The sequence below is a fragment of the Helicobacter sp. 23-1046 genome, assembly GCF_053654635.1.
This window is the reverse complement of sequence record NZ_JBSIUS010000001.1, coordinates 677755-702179: the sequence shown is the minus strand read 5'-3', so window position 1 is coordinate 702179 and position 24425 is coordinate 677755. Positions and strand designations below refer to the sequence as shown.

General features: G+C 38.4%; 29 protein-coding genes. 14 read left to right on the top strand and 15 right to left on the bottom strand.

What is annotated here, in order from left to right; genetic code table 11:
• Positions 1-18 precede the first annotated feature (18 nt).
• From ACWIUJ_RS03405 to ACWIUJ_RS03390, 4 genes are all read right to left on the bottom strand, one after another.
• Positions 19-717 (bottom strand): metallophosphoesterase, encoded by a 699-nt coding sequence (locus ACWIUJ_RS03405; RefSeq protein WP_454168963.1) that lies wholly within the window; start codon positions 715-717, stop codon positions 19-21.
• 165 nt (positions 718-882) lie between these two features.
• A complete protein-coding gene (gene vapD / locus ACWIUJ_RS03400; RefSeq protein WP_454168961.1) occupies positions 883-1269 on the bottom strand; it encodes a VapD family protein in 387 nt (128 codons plus the stop codon).
• A complete protein-coding gene (locus tag ACWIUJ_RS03395; RefSeq protein ID WP_454151716.1) occupies positions 1260-1595 on the bottom strand; it encodes a hypothetical protein in 336 nt (111 codons plus the stop codon). The genes vapD and ACWIUJ_RS03395 overlap by 10 nt, the downstream gene beginning before the upstream one ends.
• A 200-nt stretch (positions 1596-1795) precedes the next feature.
• Complete coding sequence (locus tag ACWIUJ_RS03390) at positions 1796-2809, bottom strand: ABC transporter permease (protein WP_454168959.1); 1014 nt, start codon at positions 2807-2809, stop codon at positions 1796-1798.
• Between the two features lie 125 nt (positions 2810-2934).
• Between ACWIUJ_RS03390 and zupT the strand changes: the two genes are divergently transcribed.
• Positions 2935-3783: a zinc transporter ZupT gene (zupT, locus tag ACWIUJ_RS03385; RefSeq protein WP_454168957.1), complete on the top strand. Its 849-nt coding sequence runs from the start codon at positions 2935-2937 to the stop codon at positions 3781-3783.
• Between the two features lie 12 nt (positions 3784-3795).
• Here the strand turns inward: zupT and ACWIUJ_RS03380 are convergent, their stop codons facing one another.
• The 3 genes from ACWIUJ_RS03380 to ACWIUJ_RS03370 are packed head-to-tail and all read right to left on the bottom strand — an operon-like array spanning position 3796 to position 6513.
• Entirely contained in the window at positions 3796-4722 is a 927-nt protein-coding gene (locus tag ACWIUJ_RS03380) for a hypothetical protein (protein WP_454168955.1), read from the bottom strand.
• Between the two features lie 18 nt (positions 4723-4740).
• Complete coding sequence (locus ACWIUJ_RS03375; protein WP_454168953.1) at positions 4741-5655, bottom strand: tetraacyldisaccharide 4'-kinase; 915 nt, start codon at positions 5653-5655, stop codon at positions 4741-4743.
• A gap of 3 nt (positions 5656-5658) precedes the next feature.
• Positions 5659-6513, bottom strand: coding sequence for an NAD+ synthase (locus tag ACWIUJ_RS03370; protein ID WP_454151727.1), 855 nt, complete (start codon positions 6511-6513; stop codon positions 5659-5661).
• 217 nt (positions 6514-6730) lie between these two features.
• Between ACWIUJ_RS03370 and ACWIUJ_RS03365 the strand changes: the two genes are divergently transcribed.
• The 3 genes from ACWIUJ_RS03365 to ACWIUJ_RS03355 are packed head-to-tail and all read left to right on the top strand — an operon-like array spanning position 6731 to position 9595.
• Positions 6731-7237, top strand: a complete 507-nt coding sequence (locus ACWIUJ_RS03365) for a Rieske 2Fe-2S domain-containing protein (RefSeq protein ID WP_454151729.1) — start codon at positions 6731-6733, stop codon at positions 7235-7237.
• A gap of 19 nt (positions 7238-7256) precedes the next feature.
• Positions 7257-8492 carry a cytochrome b gene (locus tag ACWIUJ_RS03360; RefSeq protein WP_454168951.1) on the top strand — a complete coding sequence of 412 codons (1236 nt, stop codon included), beginning with the start codon at positions 7257-7259 and terminating at the stop codon, positions 8490-8492.
• Positions 8489-9595: a c-type cytochrome gene (locus ACWIUJ_RS03355; RefSeq protein WP_454168949.1), complete on the top strand. Its 1107-nt coding sequence runs from the start codon at positions 8489-8491 to the stop codon at positions 9593-9595. The genes ACWIUJ_RS03360 and ACWIUJ_RS03355 overlap by 4 nt, the downstream gene beginning before the upstream one ends.
• 66 nt (positions 9596-9661) lie before the next feature.
• Here ACWIUJ_RS03355 and ACWIUJ_RS03350 read toward each other — a convergent pair whose 3' ends face one another.
• The 7 genes from ACWIUJ_RS03350 to folE all read right to left on the bottom strand — a co-directional run bounded on the left by ACWIUJ_RS03350 (position 9662) and on the right by folE (position 15841).
• Entirely contained in the window at positions 9662-10879 is a 1218-nt protein-coding gene (locus ACWIUJ_RS03350) for an ABC transporter permease (RefSeq protein ID WP_454168947.1), read from the bottom strand.
• A gap of 9 nt (positions 10880-10888) precedes the next feature.
• Positions 10889-11587, bottom strand: coding sequence for an ABC transporter ATP-binding protein (locus ACWIUJ_RS03345; RefSeq protein WP_454168945.1), 699 nt, complete (start codon positions 11585-11587; stop codon positions 10889-10891).
• A gap of 10 nt (positions 11588-11597) precedes the next feature.
• Positions 11598-12905 carry an efflux RND transporter periplasmic adaptor subunit gene (locus ACWIUJ_RS03340; RefSeq protein ID WP_454168943.1) on the bottom strand — a complete coding sequence of 436 codons (1308 nt, stop codon included), beginning with the start codon at positions 12903-12905 and terminating at the stop codon, positions 11598-11600.
• Between the two features lie 9 nt (positions 12906-12914).
• Entirely contained in the window at positions 12915-14498 is a 1584-nt protein-coding gene (locus ACWIUJ_RS03335) for a TolC family protein (RefSeq protein ID WP_454168941.1), read from the bottom strand.
• A gap of 73 nt (positions 14499-14571) precedes the next feature.
• Complete coding sequence (locus tag ACWIUJ_RS03330) at positions 14572-14850, bottom strand: hypothetical protein (protein ID WP_454151778.1); 279 nt, start codon at positions 14848-14850, stop codon at positions 14572-14574.
• A 3-nt stretch (positions 14851-14853) separates the two neighbouring features.
• Positions 14854-15267: a divalent-cation tolerance protein CutA gene (gene cutA / locus ACWIUJ_RS03325; RefSeq protein WP_454151780.1), complete on the bottom strand. Its 414-nt coding sequence runs from the start codon at positions 15265-15267 to the stop codon at positions 14854-14856.
• Between the two features lie 34 nt (positions 15268-15301).
• Positions 15302-15841, bottom strand: a complete 540-nt coding sequence (gene folE, locus ACWIUJ_RS03320) for a GTP cyclohydrolase I FolE (RefSeq protein WP_454152041.1) — start codon at positions 15839-15841, stop codon at positions 15302-15304.
• Positions 15842-15971: 130 nt separating this feature from the next.
• On the opposite strand from folE, the gene ACWIUJ_RS03315 reads away from it, so the two are divergent.
• The 9 genes from ACWIUJ_RS03315 (at position 15972) to ACWIUJ_RS03275 (ending at position 22464) form a co-directional block, all read left to right on the top strand.
• Positions 15972-17327, top strand: coding sequence for an MATE family efflux transporter (locus tag ACWIUJ_RS03315; protein WP_454151782.1), 1356 nt, complete (start codon positions 15972-15974; stop codon positions 17325-17327).
• A gap of 24 nt (positions 17328-17351) precedes the next feature.
• The gene (locus tag ACWIUJ_RS03310) at positions 17352-18023 is read left to right on the top strand and encodes an HAD family hydrolase (RefSeq protein ID WP_454151784.1); all 672 of its coding nucleotides are present in this window, start codon (positions 17352-17354) and stop codon (positions 18021-18023) included.
• 59 nt (positions 18024-18082) lie between these two features.
• Entirely contained in the window at positions 18083-18574 is a 492-nt protein-coding gene (gene greA, locus ACWIUJ_RS03305; RefSeq protein WP_454151786.1) for a transcription elongation factor GreA, read from the top strand.
• A gap of 69 nt (positions 18575-18643) precedes the next feature.
• Positions 18644-19099, top strand: a complete 456-nt coding sequence (gene dut, locus ACWIUJ_RS03300; RefSeq protein ID WP_454151788.1) for a dUTP diphosphatase — start codon at positions 18644-18646, stop codon at positions 19097-19099.
• A 24-nt stretch (positions 19100-19123) separates the two neighbouring features.
• Positions 19124-19768, top strand: a complete 645-nt coding sequence (locus ACWIUJ_RS03295; RefSeq protein WP_454168939.1) for a hypothetical protein — start codon at positions 19124-19126, stop codon at positions 19766-19768.
• A gap of 12 nt (positions 19769-19780) precedes the next feature.
• Entirely contained in the window at positions 19781-20815 is a 1035-nt protein-coding gene (locus tag ACWIUJ_RS03290) for a plasminogen-binding protein (protein WP_454168937.1), read from the top strand.
• Positions 20815-21474 (top strand): type III pantothenate kinase, encoded by a 660-nt coding sequence (locus ACWIUJ_RS03285; protein ID WP_454168936.1) that lies wholly within the window; start codon positions 20815-20817, stop codon positions 21472-21474. The genes ACWIUJ_RS03290 and ACWIUJ_RS03285 overlap by 1 nt, the downstream gene beginning before the upstream one ends.
• Positions 21452-22078: an ATP phosphoribosyltransferase gene (gene hisG / locus ACWIUJ_RS03280; protein ID WP_454168935.1), complete on the top strand. Its 627-nt coding sequence runs from the start codon at positions 21452-21454 to the stop codon at positions 22076-22078. Before ACWIUJ_RS03285 ends, hisG begins: the two co-directional genes overlap by 23 nt.
• 56 nt (positions 22079-22134) lie before the next feature.
• Positions 22135-22464 carry a hypothetical protein gene (locus ACWIUJ_RS03275; protein ID WP_454168933.1) on the top strand — a complete coding sequence of 110 codons (330 nt, stop codon included), beginning with the start codon at positions 22135-22137 and terminating at the stop codon, positions 22462-22464.
• Between the two features lie 49 nt (positions 22465-22513).
• Here the strand turns inward: ACWIUJ_RS03275 and glyQ are convergent, their stop codons facing one another.
• Positions 22514-23404: a glycine--tRNA ligase subunit alpha gene (gene glyQ, locus ACWIUJ_RS03270; RefSeq protein WP_454168931.1), complete on the bottom strand. Its 891-nt coding sequence runs from the start codon at positions 23402-23404 to the stop codon at positions 22514-22516.
• Between the two features lie 278 nt (positions 23405-23682).
• Between glyQ and pyrH the strand changes: the two genes are divergently transcribed.
• On the top strand, positions 23683-24396 hold the full coding sequence (gene pyrH / locus ACWIUJ_RS03265) for a UMP kinase (protein WP_454151801.1): 714 nt from the start codon (positions 23683-23685) through the stop codon (positions 24394-24396).
• Positions 24397-24425 lie beyond the last annotated feature (29 nt).

The following is a 24425-nucleotide window of genomic DNA, read 5'->3' as shown; positions in this document are numbered from 1 at the left end:
AGTCCTGCATTACCACTCTTACGCAAAAACACTTTGTTTGTGGGCAAATTTTTTGCGATAGTTTTGTAAAATTTCTCCTAGTGTGCGCGGGATAAAGGCGAGATTCTCACAGCTTACATTGATACAAAAGTCATTTCCACTTGGTTTTGAGTGTAAATGTCCGTGTATATTCAGCGAACATTGTGAAAGTTTAAACGCTTCATCAAGCACATCTCGCGCCGCTACGAATCTATCGCGCGCTTTGCGATTGAACACAGGAAAATGTGAAAACATAATCCGCTCACCATCAAAATCACACACAATGGCATTGAGATAAATATTTTTGAGACACATTTCGCCAAATTTTTTCTTTAATGTTCTTTTGATAAACTCACGCTCTGGGATTTGAAGTTTGAGTTTTTTGCACACCCTCCAATCGCTTTGTTTTTTGACATATTCAAACTTTCCAATATCGTTATTGCCTACGATAAGTGTTTTTTGCCCGTTGAGACGCTTGAGGCACTTTATCCCATCGCCAAAATACAAATCACCCAAATGCCACACTTCGTCTTTTTTGCCAATGCTCTGATTCCATAGCATAATACTAAATTCATCAAAATCTCTAAATCCGTGCGAAAGCGCACTATTTAAGCGGATTGGTTCTTTCACTAAGGCTGCGAAATGCCCAAAATGGGAATCTGAAATAAGAAAGGTTTTATCGTGTATGTAGTAATTCAATCTCTGCCTTTAATCGTTATTCTTTTGTCATTATAGCATTGTGGTTGCAATATTTGACAATCCTAAATAAAAATTCGTGCATTCATATCGCTTGTGAAATGCAAAACTTTAGCACACTCCTTTTGTTGCGCTTCTTGTCTTTGTGTTGAAATAATGAGTAAGTTATTATCGTCTGTGTGGTTTGTGTGTAGTGGTTATTTCGTTGAGTTTGTTTTGTTTTTCTTGTTTTAAGGCAATATCTGCAATTTGGTCTTTTACGCTGATTCTATCTGGTGCATTTGAAATATCAAATTCTTGCATACATTTCCGCAACCAAGTAAATTTTTTGGCTAATTCTTCAATGATTCTATATATTTGATATTCACTTAAGGGTTCTTTTGATATATAGCCTGAATATTGCCTATGTCCAAATCCTTTATCCTCAAAGAATTTTTTAATCAATATGTAGGGCTCTCGTGTGCTATCGGGGAATATTTCTCTTAATTGTTTGGTGTCTAAATCAAAATTTATGCACTTAATGTGTTTTTCATCTGTATTATTATCTAATCCCATATACCATCTCCATTTTCTTTTGCTGATTTTATCACATTTGTAGATACAATGCCATCTTTTAACCAATACCATTCTTTGACATTGCGCGTGATTGCTTCATTGTGTATAGCATTGTTTATTGTAAAAATTGCAATATGCGCCATATCGCTTTCACTTTTTTGGGCTACATAGGTGTATTTATCGCGTTTGTGGAGTTTTGCCTCTTTTGCTATCTCATCTAAATACGCATATAAATCCTCTAACTTATACTTGCCCTCACGCAAGATTTTTTCCTCATCTAGCACGATTCTCACACTTTTTTCGCTTCTTGTTTCATTTGCTGACATTGTTTATCCTTTTTTTTTGCAAGTTTTGCAAACATAGCACAATCGCCTTGTTTGTTTAAGGCGATTATAGCATACTCATTGCCTTTTTAGCAGATAAGATACCTCTTATATTGTTTTTAGGTATATTTATTTTTTAATGTTTGCTATGTTTGTTTCACTGCGTGCTTGAGAAATGCAATTCTCTCCTTGTATAAGCAGAATTAGCGTGCTTTGCTATGTGGGTCAAATGCGTCTCTAATGCCCTCCCCTATGAATACAAGGATTGAAAGCAAGATTGAAAGCACAATAAACACACTAATGCCAAGATGAGGGGAAGTGAGATTATTTTTACCCTGCGCGAGAATCTCGCCTAAACTTGCACTTTGCGCAGGCATACCAAAACCTAAAAAATCCAAACTCCCAAGTGTAATTATGCCTGAAGCCATAATAAAAGGGATATAAGTGATTGTGGCGACCATCGCATTTGGTAAAATATGTTTTAGCATAATAGTAAAGTTACTTAGTCCAAGTGCTTTTGCTGCTTTGACATACTCCAAATTGCGCGCTTTTAGAAATTCTGCCCTTACCACGCTCACAAGGCTAATCCACGAAAATGCCAAAATAATGCCTAAAATCCACCAAAAATTTGGCGTAATGAAATTTGAGACAATAATGATGACAAATAAAATAGGCACAGAATTCCAAATTTCAATAAGTCGTTGTCCAATTAAGTCTAGCGCACCACCATAATATCCTTGAAACGCACCCAAAGCCACACCAATAAGCACACTAAAGGTTGTCAGCAATAATCCAAAAATAATGCTAAGGCGCAATCCATACAAGATTCTCGCTGCTACATCGCGGGATTTGTCATCTGTGCCAAGTATATGCTTAGAATCTGGCGGAGTAGGCGATGGAGTGCCTAAATCAAAAATGATAGTATCATAACTATAAGGGATAGGAGCAGTGATAACCAACGAATCTTTAAGTAAAACTTCCTGCACATAGGAATCTAAATAATCTGTATAACTTTCAAAATCCCCGCCAAACTCGCTCTCTGCATAATTTACAAAAACAGGAAAATATGCCTTATTATTGTGATAAATGAAAAGAGGCTTTTCGTTTGCGATAAATGGTGCAAGCAAACTCACCACAAACAATACCACAAAAAGTATAAGCGAAATGTATGCGCGCTTATTGGAGGTAAATATACGCCATTTATGTGTAAAGTCCATTATTTTAACCGCCCTCAATCAATACAATGTCATTGTAATTTTTTGCAATTTTCGCAATCATTTGCTAAACAATAAAAATTATTTATAAAATACACAAAAATAAACAAAAAGAGTGAAATTATACTATGGAAATTACCACAAACCAAATTTTAATTGCTTTTATGCTTGCAGCTTTGGCTGGATTCTCTACTGCTATTGGCGCAGTGATAGCATTTTTTTCAAGGCAAGATAACTTCAAATTTCTCTCTATTGGGCTTGGATTCTCCGCAGGAGTGATGATTTATATTTCTTTTATGGAGATTTTGCCTAAGTCATTTGAGGATTTTAGCAAGGTATATACGGGTGTTTGGGGAGAACTTTTGGGGATATGTTGCTTTTTTGTGGGCATTATCATCTCTGTGTTTGTAGATAAACTAATCCCTGAAAATTTAGATTCTCATTCGCAAGAAGAATATAAGGAGCTAAAATTTTGCAATTTACAAGACAAAGCCTATCATCAAGCCAAACAATCAAACACCGCTATAAAACGAGCGGGAATCTTAACTGCCATAGCCATTGCTATCCATAACTTCCCTGAAGGTTTTGCGACTTTTATTTCTTCGTTGGAGAATCTCTCCTTTGGGATTGCTATTGCCATTGCAGTGGCGATTCATAACATTCCTGAGGGAATGGCTGTCTCACTGCCTATTTATCACGCCACAGGAGATAAGAAAAAGGCATTTATTTACTCCGCGCTCTCTGGTCTCACTGAACCAATTGGTGCGCTTTTTGGGGTATTTATTTTATTGCCTTTTATCGGCGAGCTCACATTAGCGGTTACTTTTGCCATTATTGCTGGCATTATGGTGTATATTTCTTTTGATGAGCTTTTGCCTGCCGCGAGAGTATATGGTGAGGCACACCATTGCTTGTATGGATTGCTTGCTGGTATGGGGATAATGGCAGTAAGCCTCGCTATGCTCAATCACTTGTAGATTCTTTAGATTTTAGAATCTATAAGTCCCATAAATCGCACTTTTGATATTGAGCTCATAGTATGTAAGTGTATAAGAAATCGCGCTTTTAGTAAGCAATGAAAAATGCTTCGTATGAGCGAGATTTACCCCAATTTCTCCTAAAACTCCATTTGTAATCCCATCTCTATCATAAATAATAGAATTATCAGCAAGTAACCCAATCCCATTACCAGAGAGATTACAATCACTCAAAACGCCCACACTCGCCCACCAATCCCATTGCATAAAGTCCTGCATAAGTTTGATTCCTAAAATAGCGTTTAAGCCATAATCTTTTGGCTCTCCATTTTGGTTTTGTGCGAAAAATATATATTGCTCCACACGCACGAATGGATACAATAAAAGTTCCCCAAAGCCAAAGACATATCCATAATCCACATTAAGTAACGCACTATGCTCGTTAAATTGATTGCGCGCTCCATTTGCTATCAAACTTCTGCCATAGCCAATTTCCACTCCAAGCAAATGATGTCCAAATGAAGTATCGCCAAATGAAAAATCAAATGCGCCAAAAAGCCCAATATTGCTCGCCGTTGCGGAAAAAACCTTAGAAGTTACAGAATCTTTTGGATTATATAATGCGGTATCCATTATATTAAGCGCAAAAAGATTGCGATTAGAATCGTTTGTATTGTAGTATTGCAAACTCACGCCTTGAGAGAAAATGCTAAAATCGTGGTTTTTCATATATGAATGCAAATACGCAATGCTTGCGTAATGCAGCCTTGCGCTATCATCAGGATAATCTTGGTGCAGAGATTCTTTTTGTAGGGTTTGTTGGTTTGGGGAAATAGGTTTTTGTAAAAATTCTAGTGCCTCTTGGTGCTGAGATACGAGAATCTGCACGCTACAAAAGACAAGATACAATATGCGCTCTATGAAATATCTCTGTTTCATTGACTTTGACCAAATGACTTAATGGGTGTAGCTTGTAATGTATTCACGGATTTGACGCAAGATTTGAGAATCTATACGAAGTTTTAGACGCAAAACACTCAACTCAAACCCCATATCTTGGAGCTTCACTTCGTCTTTAGAAGTTACAAGGAGGCTTGTGGCATTGTGTTTGTCAATTTGTGTGCGTAAAAATTCCTCATCAAATCGACTATGGTCGCTTAAAAAAATTTTTCCAACCACTGCTGGCAAATATTCCTCCAAACGCGATGGATTAGCGATGGCGGTAAGCAGGAGCATTCGTTGCGTTTGATTCTCTACAACGACCTCTCTGTCATAATCCCTACCCTCCAATACAAGCAAATCCGCACTTTTATACAAATATGGCATTTCACGATAAATCCCACTAGGTAGGACAAATGGGAAATATGGAGCAAGTTTTGGTTGTAATAAAATATTAAGTTTTTTGAAAGCAAAACGAAATCCATCATCGAGGAAAATGCACTTCGCGCCGAGATTCTTCGCTTCTTCTATGGCTTTTGTGCGATTTTTACACACAATAACCGTGGCATTTGGCAAACTTTTAGCAATGAGAAATGCTTCATCTCCAGCTTCTACTTGCTTGCAAGTAATTTTTCCATTATGAGAAACCACCAAAAGCCCCTTGCTTTTGCGTTTATATCCCCTTGAAATGACTGCCACACTGTCAAATTCGCGCGCCACTTCTATGATAAATGGTGTTTTGCCACTACCACCTACGACAAGATTCCCCACACTCACAATAGGCACACCAAAATCACGCAATCCAAACACCCTACCAAACACTCTACGCAATGTCGCACTCACACCATAAAATACCGAAACGGGTAAAAGCGCGATACTAAGGCATTTTTGAAAAAAATTCGGTCGATAGAAATATGAATCTACAAAACGCATACCCTACTCCATAGAATTAAAAATTTTTGGCAGATGAGATTTAAACGCATTTCTTAAGATTCTACGCATAAGAGAAACTACAAAAGGTTTTTCAAAGCCCATTTTCTCCAGCTCATCTGCAATCAAAACTAAATCAGTATAATCTTTTTGACTTAATGCGCTAAATTTTACATTATGCTTTTGTAAAAGTGCTTCAAATGCAGATAAAAACGCATCAATTTGCTTATAAGAATATCCTAAATCCGCTTCATCACTTTGATTTTCAAATAAATCCGCGCTTGGTGGTTTATCAATAATTTCTTGCGGGATTCCCAATACTTTAGCCAGCGCAAAAATTTCACTTTTAAAAAGTCCGCCTATTGGGTTTATCGCGTAGGCCAAATCACCAAAAATCGTCCCATATCCTAAAAGAATCTCACTTTTATTGCTCGTGCCAATGACAAGGGAGTGATTTGCAAGTGAAAAGTCATACAAAATCGCCATTCTTATTCTTGCACAAAAATTACCAATGCGCAAATTATCAAGTTCATTGGTATTTATAGAATCTTTAATGGCAAAATTTACCAAAAGGTTTTCTCGCATTTGAGCTTCAAATGACGCAATGGGTATCTCAATGTGCTTCATACCAATGGAAGCGGCAAAATTCTTTGCATCATACAAATTACGTGGATTAGAAGTAGAAGATGGCATTAAAATGGCAGTGGCATTGTCTTTAAAAACTTCCACACAAAGTTTCGCCACCACAGCGGAATCTATCCCGCCACTAAGCCCCAAAACGACACTATTAAAGCCAGCATTATGCACTTGAGTGTGTAAAAAATCACACATCGTTGCAATATATTTTTCCCAATCACGCATTTTACACCCTTATACACATTCACTCTACATAAAGTCTCTAACATTAGGGAATCTGCAAGTATAATGTTTCATTTCCGCATTATAGATTCTTAAAATAATGTGTAATATTAGCCATTTTGCATTAAAAATTACAAAAAAAGTGAAAAAATAAAAAACTTTTAAGCAAATTTTTACTATTATCAAGGCTTTAAAGAGAATCCAACAATAAGGAGTAGAAATGTCAGAAGAAGTTGTTGAGAGACGAGATTTTCTCGGTATGGCTTTAGGTGGCGTGGCTGCTGTGGGAGCAGTGGCTTCGCTCTATGCGATGAAAAGGTCTTGGGACCCGTTGCCCAGTGTTGTTTCTGCGGGTTTTACTACGGTGGATTTAAGCACATTACAAGCTGGACATTTAAGTGCGGTTGAATGGCGTGGCAAACCTGTGTATATCCTCAAAAAACAAGACGGCTCACCAAAAGTAGAGGGGAGAGATTTTGAGATAAATGGTGCGATTTACACCGTTGGTATCCAAATTTGCACGCATTTAGGGTGTATACCGGGCTTTAATGAAAAGACACAATCATTCTTGTGTGCGTGCCACGGAGGGAGATTTGACTCTTCAGGTGTGAATATCGCTGGCACGCCTCCACCAAAGCCAATGGAGATTCCTCCATTTAAGCTTGATGGGCTAAAAATGGTTTTAGGTGAGGAGGGCGAAGAGTATAAAGCCCTCAAACAAGCATAGATTCTAAAAGGAGCGAATAATGGAAGTAAGAAAAGCAGATGGAATTGTTGATTGGTTAGACCAACGAACGAATCTCAAAAAAGTCATCGAAGTATTGATGACAAAATACTGGATTCCCAAAAAGATTAACTTTTTGTGGGCTATGGGCGTAGTGCTTTTGACACTTTTCACGCTATTGGTGGTTAGCGGGCTGTTTTTGCTGATGTATTATAAGCCTGATGTGAAACTTGCCTTTGATAGTGTAAATGACACAATTATGCGTGAAGTGGCGTTTGGTTGGTTATGGCGTCATATACACGCTGTGGCTGCGAGTATGGTATTTTTAATTATCTATATCCATATGTTTGTGGCTGTGTATTATGGTTCATATAAAAGTGGCAGAGAAATGGTATGGATTGGTGGAATGCTCCTCTTTGTGCTTTTTAGTGCGGAGGCTTTCAGCGGATATATGCTTCCTTGGGGGCAGATGAGCTATTGGGCTGCAGCAGTTATCACTAATTTGCCTGACGCCGTGCCTATGGTTGGTCCTGCGGTTGTAGAATGGGTTCGAGGAAATTTTGTTGTCGCAGATTCTACGCTGACAAGATTTTTTATGCTTCATGTGTGTTTGTTGCCTATTGCCGTGCTAATGGTGATTGCGTTGCACTTCTATACATTGCGCACTCCTCATGTCAATAACGAAGAGGGCGAGGAAATCGACTTCGCAGCAGAAGCAAAAAAATACGAAGAGGGCAACAAGAAAGAATCTAAAGTCGTAAGCTTTTGGCCTGATTTCCTCTCAAAAGATATTTTTGTGGTTAGCGTATTTATGATGTTGTTTTTCTATCTTGTGTGCTATCACTTTGATTTTGCGATGGACCCCATTAACTTCGACCCAGCTGATAACCTAAAAACTCCACCGCATATTTACCCTGAGTGGTATTTCTTATGGAGCTATGAAGTATTGCGTGGATTTTTCTTTAGTGGAGATGTGGGACTTATAGCATTTGGCATTGCGCAAGTGGCATTTTTGTTCCTCCCTTGGCTTGATAGGAATCCAGCTGTTGCTCCAGCGCATAGACGACCTCTCTTTATGGTGTGGTTTTGGGTATTTATTGCAGACCTCATTGTGCTTACTATTTATGGTAAGCTACCGCCAGAGGGCATAAATGTCTATGTTGGATTCGTAGGAGCTATTGGATTTTTAATTTGGTTCTTTATTGCGTTACCTTTGGTTACCATTATGGAGCGCAAAAATAACGGAGGTGCGCAATGAGAGAAATTAAAATTTTAGTTGTTTTGATTGTAGTGGTTGGTGTTTTGTATTGGGGTGTCGAGCCTTTGGCGCACTCTGTATTTCACCCAAAGGCTGCACCTGCAGACTTTGAGTTTAGAGATTTAGCAAGAATCGACCTCTCAAAAGGCAATAAGGAAAGAGGGGAAGAGTTGTTTCAAGGGAATTGCCAAAACTGCCATAATCTTAAAGCAAAGGGCTTTGAATCTGAGCAGAGTGAGATGGCAGGCGTTGTAATGCCTGATTTATCCACAGCTGGAGCAATTTATAATGAAAATTTCTTAGCTGCATTTATCATTAACCCTGCCCAAGCGGTTAAGTTGGAGCATAAAGATTATATGATGCCACCATATTTCGCACAGGGCGAAGATGAGAATCTGGAGCAAGAAGTTGCTGACATCGTGGCATTTTTAAAATCTATCGGTGAAGCTTCACTCAAACAAGCAGTGAATTTCAATGATGAGTTCATCGCAAGAAAAGAAGCGATTGAAAAATCAAACCTTTCAGAATCGCAAAAGAGTGAGGAGATTGAGAATGCTAGAACACATATAACTGATAAAGTCATTTTCCTTGATGCGTGCTCACGATGTCATAGTATCAAATACGATGAGCCAAAAACTGCAGAGCAAATTGCTGCTAACAATCAAAAGAAAGTGGATATAGAGGCTTATCTTGGTGCGAAAGCCCCTGATTTGTCAATGATGATTCGCTCTAAGGGTGAGCATTATTTGGAGTGGTTTATCAACGACCCACAAAAGAAATCTTACAAAGAGATTAAAACTGCTATATTAGATGAAGATGCGAATGCTAACCTCTCTACAAACACAAAGAAATCTGAGTGGCAAGAAGATGAGGACTTTAGCAATCTCGCAAGAGAAATGGGCGTCTTACCTGTGGGACTTTCAATGCCACGCGTGGGATTAAATGAAGAATCGCAAGGTCGCGTGGTGCGCTACTTGGAATCTATTGGAGATTCTAAAAAAGCCGAGCGTGAAAGTCTTGGCGTCTCTATCATTATATTCTTTGGTGTGCTAAGTATCTTTGCATACTTGTGGAAACGCAAGAAGTGGAAAGACTTACACTAACAAAATATCCACACGCTAATCATACAGCGTGTGGATATTTATTATAAAATAATTTTACTCCTAATTTTATTCGTGGCGGAGGGCGTCAATAGGATTAAGCTTAGAAGCTCTTTTAGCGGGTAAATATCCAAACACCACGCCAATACACGCACTAAAGATAAATGCGACAATCGCCGTTGGCACATCAAAAATAAATGGAATCTCCATATAAAAACTTAACCCTAACGAAACAAAAAACGCCAATACAATCCCGATAATGCCACCAAGCGAACTAAGCGTAACAGATTCTATTAAAAATTGCCCCAAAACCTCGCTTTGTAATGCGCCAATCGCCATTCTTGTGCCAATCTCACGCGTGCGCTCTGTAACTGAAACAAGCATTATATTCATAATTCCAATGCCACCCACAATAAGGCTTACTCCAGCGACCATTCCAAGCAATGCCGTGAGCATTTTTGTAGTTTGAGTGAGCGTATCTGCGATTTGTTTGGTATCCATAATTTCAAAGCTATCACGCTCACCGGGCTTTGCATTACGCACTTTGCGCATTACCCTACTTAATGCTGCCACCCCCTCATCAGAATCTACGCCTTCTTGAAGTCGCAACATTAAGCGATTGGCAACAAACATCGTAGTATTGCGACTAATGGAGCGAGAATATGCGCGCATAGGCATTAAGATTACATCATCTTGGTCATTTCCAAATCCACCCTGCCCCTTAGATTCCAAAATCCCCACACATTCACACACGATATTGCTTAGGCGGATTTTTTTACCTAGTGGATTTTCATCTTTAAAGAGATTTTTTTTCACAGAAGTCCCAATCATACACACATTGCTCCCCACGCGGTATTCACTCTCTTCAAACGCCCTACCCTCTGCACTATCCCACTGCGTAACTGCAAAAAACTTCGCATTTATGCCCTGCACTTTTGTGGTGGTATTTTCAGACTTATACTGCACGAGGATTGAGTTAGATTCTGAAATGGGAGCAAGTGCCACGATATACTCACTCATTGATAACTCTGTATCACTTGCTTCTTTTAGGCTAAAATTGCGCCTTAAATTCCAGCTGATATTACCGCCTCTAGCAGGAAAAACAAGCAATATATTGCTTCCAAGCGAGGAGATTCTATCACTAATCATTTTTGTTGTCCCATTTCCAAGACTTATCATTACCACCACAGAACCAACGCCAATAATGACACCAAGCATTGTCAAAAACGCGCGCAAGAAATTCCTACGAATTTGACGCAGGGCGAGAAAAAACGCATTGATAATCATATACACACCTCAATTACACTCTGTTTGTTTAGAATCACTAAGCAGATTCCCATCTAAAAAATGTAGCTCCCTTGAAGCATATTTCGCCATTTCTGGCTCGTGGGTTACCATTAAAATAGTAATGCCAAGCGAAGAATTTAACTCACACAAAATCTCCATAATTTCCACACTTCGCTTAGTGTCAAGATTCCCCGTTGGCTCATCGGCGAGCAAAAATAGTGGCTCTGAGGCGATAGCTCGCGCAATGGCTACGCGTTGTTGTTGCCCACCGCTAAGTTTGGCACTTGTGTGTGTCGCCCATTGTGCTAGTCCTACTTTTTCTAATGCAGCATACGCGATTTCCTCTCTCTCTTGCTTTTTAACTCCTCGATACATTAGTGGTAATTCTACATTTTCTAATGCCGTAGTGCGAGCAAGCAAATTAAATCCTTGAAAAATAAAACCAATAAAATTCCTACGCAATAAGGCGCGTTGATTGTGCGTAAGGGCAAAAACACTTGCTCCACAAAACAAATATTCCCCGCTTGTGCCCACATCAAGAGTGCCTAAAATATTCGCCAAAGAACTTTTACCAGAACCACTAGGTCCCATAAGTGCCACAAACTCGCCTCTATCAATATTTAAGCTTACGCCCTTTAACGCCTCAAAGGCATTTTCGCCCTTACCATAAACTTTATGGATATTGTGCAGTGTGATAAAATCACTCATTGTAGTTGCCTTATTTATTATTTTTTAGTGAAGTGATAATTTGCGTGTGCTCATCAATGCCACTTAGAATCTCGCTAAATTGTCCATCGGAGATTCCCACTTCTACATTTACAGCCTGTGGTTTGCCATCTACGACCACCCACAATGTGCCTTGTTTGTTTCCACCTTGCTTTTTTTCCGTCCTACCAGCTTTTGGACGCGGTGGTGGAGCAAACATTGAGCTAAGAGGGCTTCCTTGCGAACCCTTATTTTTATTTACACTGCGCTCAATGGCTCTATTAAGGTCAAAATACAATGCCGCACTTGGCACAAGCAAGGTATCTTTGCTTTGTGCTATGATAATATCCGCTGTAGCACTCATATCAGGGCGCAAAAGCAAGGATTTGTTTTCAACTTCAATGCGCGCAATGTAAGTAATAATGCTACTTGAAGTGCTACTTGAGCTTGAACTCGAACTTCCATCGCCTGAACCATAATTGACTTTATCAACCTTTGCAGAGAATCTTCTCTCAGGATACGCATCAACGGTAAAACTCACTTCTTGCCCCTCTTTAATCTTGCCTATATCAGCCTCTGAAATATTTGCCTTTAGCACCATTTCTTCCAAGCTCTCTGCCACTTTGAAAAGCACCGGAGCTTGAAAGCTTGCTGCCACGCTTTGTCCAACTTCGATACTTTTAGTGAGCACCACGCCATCGATTGGTGAGATAATTTGAGAATTTTTTAAATCAATAGTTGAGCTTTTGATGTTTGTCTCAATTTCTATAATAGAAGCCTTTTTAATATCCACATCACTGAGCGCACTTGTATAGTTAGTTTTTGCATTTTGTAGTTCAAGGAGTGATGGTGAGCGACCTTTTGTGCTGTCATAGAGCTCTTGTAATCTATCGTAATTCCACTTTTTATCGATAAGTGTTTGCTGGCTAGCTCTAAGCTGGGCTTGGGCAGAGTTTAGCTGGGCTTGGTAGCGAGCAATTTGCTGATTGATAGTCTCTGGATTGATACGCGCGAGAATCTGCCCCTTGCTCACTCTATCATTTTCCTCCACGAGCACCTCTAGCACAATTCCTGAAATCACACTGCCAATTTCGACTTCATTAGTCGGTGAAAGCGAGCCAGAAGCAGAAATACTTGATTTAATGTCGCCTCTTGTGGCTGTGGTGGTTTCAAACTCTAACTTTGGTGTATAAAATATCCCAAAATATACAATAATAAGCAACAAAACCCCAATGCCAGAAGCAATGGTAATAAGGTATTTGCGCGGAATGTCTTTTATCGTAAATTTTTTAGGATTTAGTGCCTTATATATGTCTATCATTAAGCTCTCCTAGTTTGATATGTTAGCTGTATTAGATTCTGTGATTTTATTCATTTTTGCATCGTTTTCATCAAACGAAATACTATCCGTAGGGAAATACAAATCCCCACCAAATGCTTTAAACAATGTAACAGCTGAAATAAGCTCATTGATTTGGGAAGTGAAAAATTGGCTTTGAAGCGTGTAGTAGCTATTTTGGTTAGTTAAAAACTCGCTCCTATCAAGCATACCGCTCTTAGCGCGGATAATGTCGCTATCATAAGCCTCTTTAGCTATATCAAAAATAGCCCTATTGTTTTGCACTTGTCGTCTTTTGGAATCCGTATCAAAAAGGGCATTTTCCATTTCACTAATTGCTGTGTTAATGGTATTTTGCAGGGTATAAAACGCTTCATTGCTAAGCTCTTTTTGTATAAGATAATTTTGCTTAAGACTTGTCCTATTAAGTAATGGGGCACTTATAGAATTAGCTATTTGGTAAATTAGCGAGCCAGAGCCTGTATTTGAATACAACACTTCGCCAATAGAGCCACTTAGACTAATGGTAGGGAGTTGTGCGGCTTTGGCATTTGTTGTTTTATAAAGCTGTGAATGTAAGGCATAAATGCTCGCTTGCACATCAGGACGCTTAAGCACTACTTGAGCTGGAATGGTATTGACTTGAAATAATGCAATGTTAGGTAATTTATAAAAAGATTGTGTGTGGGGGGATTGTGTAATGTTATGAGAATCTGTATTGTTTGTTTGAGTTTCTTGCGTGGCGTCCCTTGCTCCATCGGCTAAAAAATCCACTTTTTGCGCCAAATCTTCATCATTTATGTCAAGGAGGACTAAAAGTGCGTTTTTGTTTTGTTCATAAGTGTATTGCAAACTCTCATAAGAGTTTTGTTGGGTGATAAGACTTGCTTTAATGGTTTTGTAGTCGTTAATACTAATAAGTCCTTGCTTGTAGCGCACTTGCGCAATCTCATCGATTTCTTTGAGATTTTCTAATATTGCTTTATTTGTGCTAAGACTATACGCATTATCACGCAAAGTAAAATACAAGTTTGCCACCTCACCAATGAGTGAAATTTGTGCGTTGGCAAGATTGCTTTGCGCTTGCTCATAAGCCTTTTTGCTACTCTTACGCAAGGCATTAAGTTTGCCAAATAAATCTAACTCCCAGCTAAGCCCCAAACTTGCGTTAATTGAATTTGTCCCCGGTCGAATGTTAATGGCTTGATTTTGTGTGCGTCTATCGGTGTAATTTGTATTAAGCGAACCATTTATAGTTGGGAGCATACTTGCGGTGCTGGTTTTGACTTGGGATTTTGCTTGTTTAATCCGAGAAGACATAATAAGCACATTGGTGTTGCGCTCTAAACCAATTTCTAGCAATGTAATAAGCTCCTTATCATTTACCAGCGCGCCAAATTGTGCTAATGCTTCTCTTTTTTGCGTAAGATTACTCATATCATTAGAGTTGTTAGTATTGGAAAAATTCTCTTTAATATGTGTTTTATTTGCAATTTCTGCATTATTTGGAATCTTTGTGCTACACGAGATAAAAAAGACTTCAAAACATATCATTAGTATAGAAATATATCTCAACGATTTCTCCGTAAAATTGATTTTAATGCCACATTGTAAAAATAAAAAGTGAAGTAAGCGTGAAATAAAAAGTTTAGTGTGTGTTTTTGTTTGTCTTGTTAGTAGCGTTTATTTTGTCATTGATTTTTTGAAGTGTTTGGCAAGATTGCTCTATGTTTTTAAAAAAACACTCCTCTTGTAATCTATCAAACTCTAAGGCTTCATTTTGGGCTTTTTGGGCGAGTTTTTGGCGATGTTCTTTCATATCAAAATAATGTCCCACATACACCACCGCACAGACAAAGAGGATAAGCAAAATATTCACTAAATTAAATTGAAACTTAAAGCAAAACCTGCAACCACGCTTTGACAAAAATTATCCTTTTTTTGCCAATTTGCTTTGTGTTTTAGGTTTTTTGGCTTGATTGCTTCTAGGATTAGGCTTTTTTGGATTCTTTTTTTGTGTGTGCGAGGCGATTTTATTAGCAAGTGCGCCTTTAAGCCAATCCTCATACGCAGATTCCACATTATCTATGGGTAATGAAATAATCTGTGGGGTTTGATAATTATGATGTTGTTTGATAATTCTAGCAATCTGCTTAAAATGCTCCGCCCTACTCTTTATTTGTAGTAAAAATTCCTTGTGCTCGCAAATCTTTTCCTTCCAAATATATAAACTTTGAATCTTGCTAATTTGCGCACAAGCACAAAGCTCCTCTTCTAGTAACAATCGTGCAATTTTGTTTGCGTGCCTTTTGCTGTTTGTTGTTGTATGAATAGCGATATACATTTTACTTCCCTTTATAATCGCAAAAGTTTGCAACTTATGTCTTAATAAGCTGCATAAACTCTGCCCTCGTGCGAGAATCTGTCTTAAAAAGCCCTCGCAATGCGCTTGTGATAATAGTAGGATTCTTCTGCACGCCTCGCATACTCACACATAAATGGTGCGCCTCACATACAACTATCACACCTTTTGGCTCAAGCGATTCTAGTAGGCATTGAGCGATTTGCTCTGTGAGGCTTTCTTGAATCTGCAATCTCCGCGCAAAAACCTCTACTAACTTTGCTAACGAACTAATCCCAGCTAAATGCTGATGAGGAATATAACCAATGCTAATATGCCCAAAAAATGGCAAAAGATGATGCTCACACATTGAATAAAATTCAATGTCCTTTGCTATCACCATTTCATCGCATAATCCCTCTTTAAAAACCGCGCCAAGCACGGCTTTTGGATTCTTCGTGTAGCCCTCAAAAAGTGTTTGGTAGGATTGTAAGATTCTTTGTGGTGTTTGACTTAGTCCTTCTCTTGTAGAATTTTCGCCGATATTATCACACAAAGCACTAAAAAAACTTTGCAATGATTGGAATATTGCCTCATTGTTGTCGTTTTTCACATATACTCCTTGCTAAACACGCGCATATTATAGCGTAATTTTAGTGTAAAATTTGCTTTTATAATTACACAAATGAATTTTTGAGGAACACAAAATGAAAAAGTCTATTGATATAGGCAAAGATTCTCTTATACGCTTGTTTTTTTACTTTTTTATCCCTAATCTTTGCGCTATGCTTGCTCTTTCTACTTACTCCACAATCGATGGAATCTTCGTGGGACAAGCTATCGGTCGCGAAGCCATAGCTGCTATTGGTGTGTGTTGGCCCGTTTTTCCCGTGCTTATTGCTTTTGAATTGCTTTTTGGTATGGGCGCAGCGAGCATTGCTTCATATTATTTAGGCAAGGGACAAGAACATCGCGCAAGGCTTATGTTTAGCTCTGTGTGCTACTTCGCTGGGGTGAGCAGTGTGATTTTTGGCATTATCTTATGTATTTTTGTGGAGGATATTGCTTTTGCCTTAGGCGCAAATGATGAGATTATGCCATTGGTAAAAGAATATTTACGCATAACATTTTTGGGCTCATTTATTATTGTGCTTCACCCATTGCTTGATATTTTTGCTATAAATGACAAACGCCCGATTCTAGCGATGAGTGCAATGATAATTGGCTCTGTTGCAAATGTCATTTTAAATTATTTATTTTTGTTTGTGTTTGATTTTGGGATTGCTGGCTCAGCGAGTGCCACGATAATCGGACATTTTTTAGGAATGAGTGTGTTACTCAGTCATTTCATCACAAAGCGCGGGAAAATTTATTTTATCAAATCCTTTAGATTCTCTTTTGTGCTTGCTTCTATGCGTAATGGCGTGCCGATGAGCTTCTCAGAGCTTAGTGTCTCATATATAATGGTGCTTGTGAATAATAAATTAGAGAATCTCGGTAGCACAGACGCGCTTGCGGTTTATAGTATCCTTATGTATAGTGGGATTGTGATTTTTACCATTATCCTTTCGTGCGCGGAGGGGCTTCAGCCCATAGCGAGTTTTAATTATGGTGCAAGGCAACTTAGCAGGGTAAAAAATATTTATAAACTTATTGTTGCATTTGCCACCATTTGTGGTATCACTCTTTATGGAGGATTTATTCTGTTTGATAGCTTTATTGCTGGATTATTCTTAGGCAAAAAGGATATTTTAGCAGATTCTCTACTTGAGCCCACTACCAACGCTATGCACATCTATTTTTTGGGCTATATATTTTTGGGGTTAAATTTAGTAAGTTCGATTTTCTTGCAATCAATCCAACGCCCAATAAGTTCATTTATCGTTACGCTTTGCACAAATCTTTTGTTTATGGTAATATTTGTAAATGTGCTAAGCGCGTATTTTGGTATCGATGGAATCTGGGCGAGCTACCCAGCTTCTTTGATATGCGCTAGCGTGGTGAGTTTATGTGTGATGTATTATGAATTTAAACACGGCGCACTTCGCATAAAAGATAAGTAAATTGCGTGAAAAGAGGACAAAATAATGCCAAAAAATGCCATTATTCTTTTTGACCTTGATGGGACACTTATAGATTCCACTCCTGCAATTTATTTTAGCTTTTCTCAAGCATATAAAGAGCGCGCCTTACAACCTCCAAGCCTAGAATCTGTAAAGCAAAGTATCGGACACACGCTGGAGGATATGTTTTTGGCGCAAGGTGTCTCAAAAGATGAAGTGAGTGAATTTATCAAATCCTATCGTTTGTCCTATCGTGCGCAAATGGAAGCAGGCACGACACTTCTACCAAATGCCAAAGAAGCGATAATGTTTGCCTATGAATTTGCACATTTAGGTATTGTTACCACTAAGCGTGGGGATTTTAGCGCAAAACTTTTAGAATCCTTTGGTGTTTTGCATTACTTTAGTGTTGTAGTTGGAATCGAAAATGTCAGCAACCCAAAACCTCATAGTGAGCCTATTATTTGCGCGCTAGATTCTATCCGTGAGGTGAAAAAATGCGACATTGCAATGTCCTCTTGCTTTATGATAGGCGATACGATACTTGATTTGCAAGCGGCTAACAATGCTGGAATTACGGGTGTGGGTGTGTTGTGTGGGTATGGAGATTCTAAAGATTTGCGACAACAAACGCAAAATATCTACCAAGATACCCTTGAAGCGACAAAGCATATCCAAGCAATTCTTAGTATTTAGCAATTTAGTTAATGTGGAATTAGCTATAATGACATAAAACTTTCCAAAATGGAGTAAAAATGAACAAAGAACCAATGACAGAATATGGCTACAACAAACTAAGGGCTGAATTAAAAGACTTGCAAGAAGTCCAACGACCGCACATTGTCAAAGAAATCGATATTGCTCGCTCACACGGAGATTTAAAAGAAAATGCCGAATATCACGCCGCAAAGGAAAAACAAGCATTTATAGAATCTCGCATAGCCGAGCTTGGCACAATGCTAGCAAATGCACAAATCATCGACCCAAGCAAGCTAGAGCACAAAAAAGTGAGCTTTGGAAGCACGATAAAAATCTTAAACCTTGATACAGATAAAGAGCTTACATATACTATTGTAGGCGCATTAGAGAGCAATCCACAAAAGGGACTTATCTCTTCCTCATCGCCCATTGCTAAAAGTCTCATTGGTAAGGAAGTGGGTGAGGAGGTAACGATTAAACTTCCAAGTGGGGAGAGCGATTTTGAAATTTTAGAAATTGGCTACAAAGCATTTAGTTTAGAGGATTAAATTGCCTTATTTATGGTAGAATCCCCCTGCTAAATATGATAATCTTAACGCAAACCTTAAGGAATATCAATGAAAATTAAGATTAAGAAATTAGAATCTAGAGCGATTATCCCACAATATCAAACTCCACAAAGTGCTGGGTTTGATTTACATAGCTTAGATTCTCATACTTTAAAGCCAAAAGAGCGCAAACTTATCCCAACAGGGCTTGCCTTTGAAATCCAAGATGGATACGAGCTCCAAGTGCGCCCACGCTCTGGGCTTGCACTCAAAAATGGTATAACCGTGCTAAACACTCCTGGGACGGTGGATAGTGATTATCGCGGGGAGATAAAAACACTTCTTATCAACCTAAGCGATGAGGATTTTACTATCAATGCTGGCGATAGAATCGCCCAATGTATAGTAAGCAAGGTATATAAGGCTGAGTTTGAGGAAGTTGCAGAGCTTAGCGAAACTTTGCGCTCAAGTGGTGGCTTTGGCTCAAGTGGTGTGAGTGAAAAAGGCACATACAAGCAATCTTAGAAACAATACAATTTAGGAGAAACAATGAGTATAAAAAAAGACTTAGAACAAATTAAAGATTCTTTTGATAGAGATGGGCAGATTTTAGAGAGTGCATTTCGCTTTGAAGTCCTCTTCAAACGATATAAAAAGATACTATTTGCCTTTGGTGTAATCGTTATAGTTGGAATCATCGCTTGGCTTGCTAATACTGCAATCACACAAAGCAAACACGATAAGGCTGCTAAGGCGTATTATGATTTACTCAATGCTAATGAAAACGAAGATTCTGAAAATCTTTTGCGTATCATTAAAGAAAATAATCCTGTGTTGCACGATTTATATGTCCTCTCGCATAATCCTAGCGAAGAGCAATTTCTCGCTCTCACAGATTCTCAAAATGCCTTTATCGCAAAAATCGCAACCTATCAAAATGCGCAAAATGCTGTTGCAAAAATCTTACAAGAACTTGAAAGCAACCAAGAGCAATCCTTTAACCCAAAATTAGACGAAGCTCTAAAATCACTAGATTCTATTGATGATAAACATTTGAAGGCTTTTGCCCTATTACAAGAATCTGTCTTGCTTCTTAGAGAGGGGAGAACACAAGAAGCAAAACATAAGGCTCAACTTATTGATGAAAATTCCCCATTTGCAAAATTTGGCGAGCTTATCAAGCACTACAAATAAGGACAATCAACAATGATACTTAGATATTTTCTTTGGGATTTTTTGACGCACAAAATTGCAATATTGTTGTTTTTCCTTATTGGAATTGTGCTTTTCACAAATGGGTGCTCATCAAAAAAATATTTCACATCTGATACGAATCTTACAATGGAATTTGCGCAAAAACTTCCATCAAAGATTACCCACTCCTCGCGTAATGGCGCGGTGCTTGCAAACAATGATGTGCTTGACAATAAAGGAGAAATCTTACTCACCATAAAACCAAATCAAAAATTTTTAGCCAAAAGTGGCGAAAAGTATTTATTACAAGAAGGTTGTAAGAATTTGCTTATTGTTGATTCCAAGCAAGAATCCCTGCAAGATATTCCATTTGATAAATGTGTGGCAAGTGCTACTCTAAGCGGGAATCTCATTGCTCTTGTAAGTGTAGAAAATGCCATAGCACTTATTGATATAAGTGCTAAAAAGGAGATTTTTACTCAAAAACTTTCATCTGTAATCGCTATAAACTCACTTAATGTCTCGCCTATATTTGATAGAAACACTATTATTTTTCCCTCACTCGATGGGAGGATTCTCATCTACAACACAAACACAAAAAACATCACAAAAGACATTCTTATCCAAAGTGATAAATTTTTCAACAACATTATCTATCTTTACGCCCACGAGAATCTCATCATTACCGCTACACAAAAACGCATTAGCACTATTTTAGGCAATAATAAAACTTTCAACTACGATGGGAACTTCAATGATATGCTTGTGTATAACAATAGACTTTTGGTTTTAAGCAGTGATGGGAAAATTATAGAACTTGACAACACTCTAAAACCTTTGCGTGAGACAAATTTAGAATACGCTAAACTTGCTTCTATTGTGGTTAAAGAAGGCAAGCTCTACACTCTTGATAGACATAAACATCTCATAGAAGTGGATTTACAAAACTTTGAACCAACAATATATAAAATAAAGCTACCAGCTAAAAAATATATTTTTTACACCAATGATAGCATCTTTTATGATGGTGTTTATAAGAGGTTTTAATGGTATTGTGTGATGTGGGGAATACATTTTTACATTTTTTTTACAAGGGCGAAATACGCAAAGAAAAACTAGATGCCCTAAAACCCAAAAAACCAGAAGTGTGTATTTATTACATTAGCGTAAATAAAAAGGCGGAAAAAAAACTTCTCGCCTCTCATAAAAACTGCATTAACCTAGCTCCATACTTTGAGATTAACACGGGATATAGTGGCATTGGCATTGATAGAATCGCCGCTTGCGCAGGGATTGAAAGTGGCATTGTCGTTGATGCAGGTAGTGCAATCACCATAGACATTGTGCAAGACAATGTGCATTTAGGAGGCTATATTTTACCCGGCTTACAGGCATACAGAGATTCTTATAAAAGCATTTCTAATGTGCTTGATTATGATATAGATTTAAGCACCAAACTTGATGCCCTTCCTCTCAACACACGAGCTGCCATTAGCTTTGGGTGTATTAAAAGCATTATTTTAATGATAGGCGATAGCGCAAGGGGCAAAAAAATCACATTTACAGGTGGTGATGGAAAATTTTTTAGTCGATTCTTTGAAAATAGTATTTTTGATGAAGCTGTTGTGTTTAAAGGAATGCAAAAGGCTTACGAAAATTTTATCAAACAAAAGGATTCTTGCAATGATAACAATCGCCTTGCCTAAAGGGAGAATCGCCAAAGATAGCCTTGAGCTATTTTCCAAAATCTTTGGTTGTGAATTTGGCTTTGATGATAGAAAGCTAATTTTACAAAAAGATGGGTTTAGATTTTTGCTCGTGCGTAGCCAAGATGTTATCACTTATGTAAATTACCAAGCCGCTGATATTGGCGTTGTTGGACTTGATGTGATTGAAGAGCACGGCATACTAAACACTATCAAACTCCTTAACTTAGGCATTGGTAATTGTAAAGTTGTAGTTGGCTCGGAGGTTGGCAAGAATCTAGATTATCAAAAGCCCCAAATTAAAATCGCTACCAAAATGCCAATCATTACTCACAAACACTTCTCTAAAAAGGCAATCCCTATCGAAATCATCAAATTGTATGGGAGCATTGAGCTCGCACCATTGGTTGGATTAAGTGATGGAATCGTGGATATTGTCGAAACGGGAACGACAATGCAACAAAATAATCTCAAAATCGATGAAGTCATTATGGAATCTTCTGCGTATTTAATCGCTAACCAAAATAGCTTTTATCAAAAACAACGCCAACTCTTGGATTTTAGTAAAAAATGTAGCGAACTTCTAAAACAAATGCAAAACTGATAAACTTTATGGTAAAATCGTGCTCCCAAAGATAAGTTACAAATGGAGGTGTAACAATGAAAGCACTATGGAAAGTTACTCTAATATGTGTTGTGTTTATAGGCAGTTGCCTTGCTGATTGGAAAATGTTTAGCGATGGGATAGACACTTATATCTATAATGATAAAAGTGGAGAAATTTATATTCGTCATAAACTTGGCAAACAAAATTATGAAGATGTGTTTGTCAAAATGCCTCACGGCACACAACCAAGCGAATTAAAAGGCAAAAAAGAGCCAAACCAAAACACACAAACCAAAGCTCCAAACAACATAGACCAAGAGCGATACAAACTCGAAGCACTCAAAAAATCTCAAGAGGCACTTAATAGTGCCCTAGAGTTTTAAGATTCTTAAAAATTAAACAACATAAAAAGCAAGATACGAGAATCTAACCCTACGAATTATGGTTTATCCGTGCTTCTCGCTCGTCCTCTTGCTCTTTATACAGCATAGCGCACGCTTTGGCAAGCTCGCGGATTTTTAGGATATAGTTTTGTCGTTGTGCGACTGAAATAGCCTTGCGCGCATCAAGCACATTAAAATAATGGCTTGAAAGCATAGTATAATCATACGCAGGCAATGGCAACTTAGCCTCTAAGCACCGCTTCGCCTCGCCCTGTGCGCTCTCAAACGCGCTAAAAAGCATAGCAGTATCTGCCACTTCAAAATGATATTTGCTAAACTCAAACTCACTTTCTTTATGCACATCTTTATAATACACGCGCTGTTTAAGAGAATCTAGCCCCCAAAAAATATCAAACACGCTCTCCACACCCTGAATATACATCGCAAGTCGCTCCACACCATAAGTGATTTCCACCGCCACAGGCTCGCAGGGTAGCCCACCCACTTGCTGAAAATAAGTAAATTGCGTAACCTCCATACCATCTAGCCACACTTCCCAGCCTAGCCCCCACGCACCAAGCGTAGGAGATTCCCAATTATCCTCCACAAAGCGCACATCGTGCTTAGTCGTATCGATGCCAAGTTGCTTTAGCGACTCCAAATACAGCTCTTGGATATTGCTAGGATTTGGCTTTATAAGCACTTGAAACTGATAGTAGCTCCCCAAGCGGTTTGGATTCTCCCCATAGCGTCCATCAGTAGGACGGCGCGATGGCGCGACATACGCGACACTCCACGGCTTAGAATCCAAACTCCTAAGCAAAGTCGCAGGGTGAAATGTCCCAGCCCCCGCAGGAATGTCATAGGGCTGGACAATCAAACAACCCTGCTCTTTCCAATATGATTGCAGGGTTAATAAAATATCTGAGAAGCTTTGCATTTTTATCCCTTTATATATTTCTACATTGCAAACAACTGCCTGCTTTATGCAATGCAACAATACAAAGTGGCATTATAACTTAAATACAAACAAAAATTTCTCTAAAACCAGCTTAGAACTTAAAAAATACAAGACAAATTTTGTGTTATTGTTGAAGTAAATAAAGAATTTTTGTGTTGTATTAGTGTGATATGCAATTTTTTTATATTATGATTGCATTAAAGAATTGTTGGATTTGCAAGATTCCTCAATCAATACCAAAACAATAAGGAGAAAAAATGAAAAAATATAATCGTGTGTTAGTGAAATTTTCAGGCGAGGCATTAGCTGGAAAAAGTGGTTTTGGCATTGATGTGAGTATCTTAGAATATATCGCTAAGGAAATTAAAGAGTTAAAAGACGCGGGATTAGAGATTGGGCTAGTTATCGGCGGGGGGAATATCATTCGCGGGCTAAGTGCTTCTCAAGGCGGACTTATACGGCGCACGAGTGGGGACTATATGGGTATGCTCGCCACCGTGATTAACTCTGTGGCTATGCAAGAAGCATTAGAATCTTTTGGTGTGGATACACGCGTGCAAAGTGCCATAGAAATTAGGGAAGTTTGTGAAAACTACATTCATCGCCGTGCTATTAGGCATTTGGAGAAAGGGCGTGTAGTGATTTTTGGTGCAGGCACGGGGAATCCATTCTTTACTACTGATAGTGCGGCTACACTTAGGGCTGTTGAGATTGAAGCAGATGTCATAGTCAAGGCGACAAAGGTCGATGGCGTGTATGACAAAGACCCGCATAAATTCACAGATGCTAAAATGCTTAATAATGTAAGCTATGATGATGCACTAAGAGACCATATCCGCGTGATGGACGACACAGCGATAGCCCTCGCAAAAGAAAACAAACTGCCTATTTTAATTTGCAATATGTTTAAATCTGGGAATCTGCTTGAGATTCTCACAAAAAATAAGGGAACTTATTCCATTGTCCAGTGATTTTGCAAGATTCTTGAAAAGTTAAATCT

What these genes read in the sequence shown, in the direction of transcription:
- vapD (WP_454168961.1), bottom strand. Translation starts at nt 1,269, where the DNA reads ATGGGATTAGATAATAATACAGATGAAAAACACATTAAGTGCATAAAT.
- ACWIUJ_RS03310 (WP_454151784.1), top strand. Translation starts at nt 17,352, where the DNA reads ATGCCAAAAAATGCCATTATTCTTTTTGACCTTGATGGGACACTTATA.
- ACWIUJ_RS03355 (WP_454168949.1), top strand. Translation starts at nt 8,489, where the DNA reads ATGAGAGAAATTAAAATTTTAGTTGTTTTGATTGTAGTGGTTGGTGTT.
- ACWIUJ_RS03315 (WP_454151782.1), top strand. Translation starts at nt 15,972, where the DNA reads ATGAAAAAGTCTATTGATATAGGCAAAGATTCTCTTATACGCTTGTTT.
- greA (WP_454151786.1), top strand. Translation starts at nt 18,083, where the DNA reads ATGAACAAAGAACCAATGACAGAATATGGCTACAACAAACTAAGGGCT.
- hisG (WP_454168935.1), top strand. Translation starts at nt 21,452, where the DNA reads ATGATAACAATCGCCTTGCCTAAAGGGAGAATCGCCAAAGATAGCCTT.
- pyrH (WP_454151801.1), top strand. Translation starts at nt 23,683, where the DNA reads ATGAAAAAATATAATCGTGTGTTAGTGAAATTTTCAGGCGAGGCATTA.
- ACWIUJ_RS03360 (WP_454168951.1), top strand. Translation starts at nt 7,257, where the DNA reads ATGGAAGTAAGAAAAGCAGATGGAATTGTTGATTGGTTAGACCAACGA.
- ACWIUJ_RS03285 (WP_454168936.1), top strand. Translation starts at nt 20,815, where the DNA reads ATGGTATTGTGTGATGTGGGGAATACATTTTTACATTTTTTTTACAAG.
- ACWIUJ_RS03275 (WP_454168933.1), top strand. Translation starts at nt 22,135, where the DNA reads ATGAAAGCACTATGGAAAGTTACTCTAATATGTGTTGTGTTTATAGGC.
- ACWIUJ_RS03345 (WP_454168945.1), bottom strand. Translation starts at nt 11,587, where the DNA reads ATGAGTGATTTTATCACACTGCACAATATCCATAAAGTTTATGGTAAG.
- cutA (WP_454151780.1), bottom strand. Translation starts at nt 15,267, where the DNA reads ATGTATATCGCTATTCATACAACAACAAACAGCAAAAGGCACGCAAAC.
- ACWIUJ_RS03380 (WP_454168955.1), bottom strand. Translation starts at nt 4,722, where the DNA reads ATGAAACAGAGATATTTCATAGAGCGCATATTGTATCTTGTCTTTTGT.
- ACWIUJ_RS03340 (WP_454168943.1), bottom strand. Translation starts at nt 12,905, where the DNA reads ATGATAGACATATATAAGGCACTAAATCCTAAAAAATTTACGATAAAA.
- dut (WP_454151788.1), top strand. Translation starts at nt 18,644, where the DNA reads ATGAAAATTAAGATTAAGAAATTAGAATCTAGAGCGATTATCCCACAA.
- glyQ (WP_454168931.1), bottom strand. Translation starts at nt 23,404, where the DNA reads ATGCAAAGCTTCTCAGATATTTTATTAACCCTGCAATCATATTGGAAA.
- ACWIUJ_RS03365 (WP_454151729.1), top strand. Translation starts at nt 6,731, where the DNA reads ATGTCAGAAGAAGTTGTTGAGAGACGAGATTTTCTCGGTATGGCTTTA.
- ACWIUJ_RS03290 (WP_454168937.1), top strand. Translation starts at nt 19,781, where the DNA reads ATGATACTTAGATATTTTCTTTGGGATTTTTTGACGCACAAAATTGCA.
- ACWIUJ_RS03375 (WP_454168953.1), bottom strand. Translation starts at nt 5,655, where the DNA reads ATGCGTTTTGTAGATTCATATTTCTATCGACCGAATTTTTTTCAAAAA.
- ACWIUJ_RS03370 (WP_454151727.1), bottom strand. Translation starts at nt 6,513, where the DNA reads ATGCGTGATTGGGAAAAATATATTGCAACGATGTGTGATTTTTTACAC.
- ACWIUJ_RS03350 (WP_454168947.1), bottom strand. Translation starts at nt 10,879, where the DNA reads ATGATTATCAATGCGTTTTTTCTCGCCCTGCGTCAAATTCGTAGGAAT.
- zupT (WP_454168957.1), top strand. Translation starts at nt 2,935, where the DNA reads ATGGAAATTACCACAAACCAAATTTTAATTGCTTTTATGCTTGCAGCT.
- ACWIUJ_RS03295 (WP_454168939.1), top strand. Translation starts at nt 19,124, where the DNA reads ATGAGTATAAAAAAAGACTTAGAACAAATTAAAGATTCTTTTGATAGA.
- ACWIUJ_RS03395 (WP_454151716.1), bottom strand. Translation starts at nt 1,595, where the DNA reads ATGTCAGCAAATGAAACAAGAAGCGAAAAAAGTGTGAGAATCGTGCTA.
- ACWIUJ_RS03390 (WP_454168959.1), bottom strand. Translation starts at nt 2,809, where the DNA reads ATGGACTTTACACATAAATGGCGTATATTTACCTCCAATAAGCGCGCA.